The sequence below is a fragment of the Cobetia sp. genome (genome assembly GCF_983723665.1).
This window is the reverse complement of the sequence record NZ_CFDJES010000107.1, coordinates 1-1,111: the sequence shown is the minus strand read 5'-3', so window position 1 is coordinate 1,111 and position 1,111 is coordinate 1. Positions and strand designations below refer to the sequence as shown.

1 protein-coding gene is annotated in these 1,111 nt (G+C 55.1%); it reads left to right on the top strand.

Annotated features, from left to right (window positions below; all coding sequences use genetic code 11):
• Nucleotides 1–80: 80 nt before the first annotated feature.
• On the top strand, nt 81–1,028 hold the full coding sequence (locus AC4FAH_RS10875) for a CsgG/HfaB family protein (RefSeq protein ID WP_483416492.1): 948 nt from the start codon (nt 81–83) through the stop codon (nt 1,026–1,028).
• The last annotated feature ends 83 nt before the right edge of the window (nt 1,029–1,111 follow it).

Genomic DNA, 1,111 nt, shown 5'->3' with positions numbered 1-1,111 from the left:
CACGGCAGAACAACTGATAGAGACATATCAGAGAAAAATAACGGCGCAGGATCATGCGTCACACCAGGGGAACTTCCAGCATGTTTAAGCCACGGATATGCATGGCCGCTTGCATGGCCACAGTGCTGGGGGGCTGCGCCGCTGTCGAACCGAAATTCGACAATGTCGAACCGGTCGTAGGGCCACCAGTCACCTCCAACAATACGCCATATAGCGAATGCCTCGTATCACTCAGTCGAATTCAGGGTGCCACCAACCTGCCTGTGATTGCAGTGGGTCAGGTGACGGACAAGACCGGTCAACGCAGTTATTCCACCGTGACAGAGAGCGCTGCCGTAACCCAGGGCGTATCCGAGATGCTGATAAGTGCCCTCTACAAGACTCGCAAGGTGCATCTTACCGAGCGTCTCGATGTGCGAGTCCCGCTGGCAGAGCAGCAGCTTTTCGAGAATAAGGCTATGGCCTACTCGCCGCGCAAACTGGCAGTTCTCCCTTCGCATTTCGTGGTTCTTGGTGCACTGACAGAGCTCAATTACAACATTTCAAGTGGTGGAGCTCGACTGTTCGTCAGCGGAATCGGGGCCGGACTGCGCACTGCAGTCATCAACGTCGGCCTGGACCTGCGCATGGTCGATATCCGCACCTTCCGCACCGTCTATGTCACCAGCCTGCAGAAGCAGGTGGTGGGTTACGAAGTCGAAGCCGGTATCTACCGCTTCTTCGGCAATCAGTTGGTCGAGTTTGACTCCGGCGCAGTGCGCAATGAACCACTGCAGCTGGGGGTGAGATCAGTCGTGGAGATGGGCGCGTATCAGCTTCTGACTGAAGGCCTGGGACTTCCTGTACCTGCGGGACAGGAATGTGCATTGCACCCGGGACAGCATGTTGCAGATGACAATAGCAACACGCAGCAAGTGGCCGCAGCCAATACCAGCAGCAATGAAGCAAGTGGAAATGAAGCAGTCGCAACACCGTTGCAAGCAACACCCGCATCAGAAGTACCGGCAGCATCAAGCGCAGCACAATAAGTCAACATTCATGAGGAACATGACAATGACTACCTATAATAAGCTCGCAGTCGCCATCGGTCTCGTAAGTGGTGTGATGATGG

Bases quoted from the DNA above. Each gene is read 5' to 3' on its own strand.
- AC4FAH_RS10875 (WP_483416492.1), top strand. From the start codon at position 81: ATGTTTAAGCCACGGATATGCATGGCCGCTTGCATGGCCACAGTGCTG.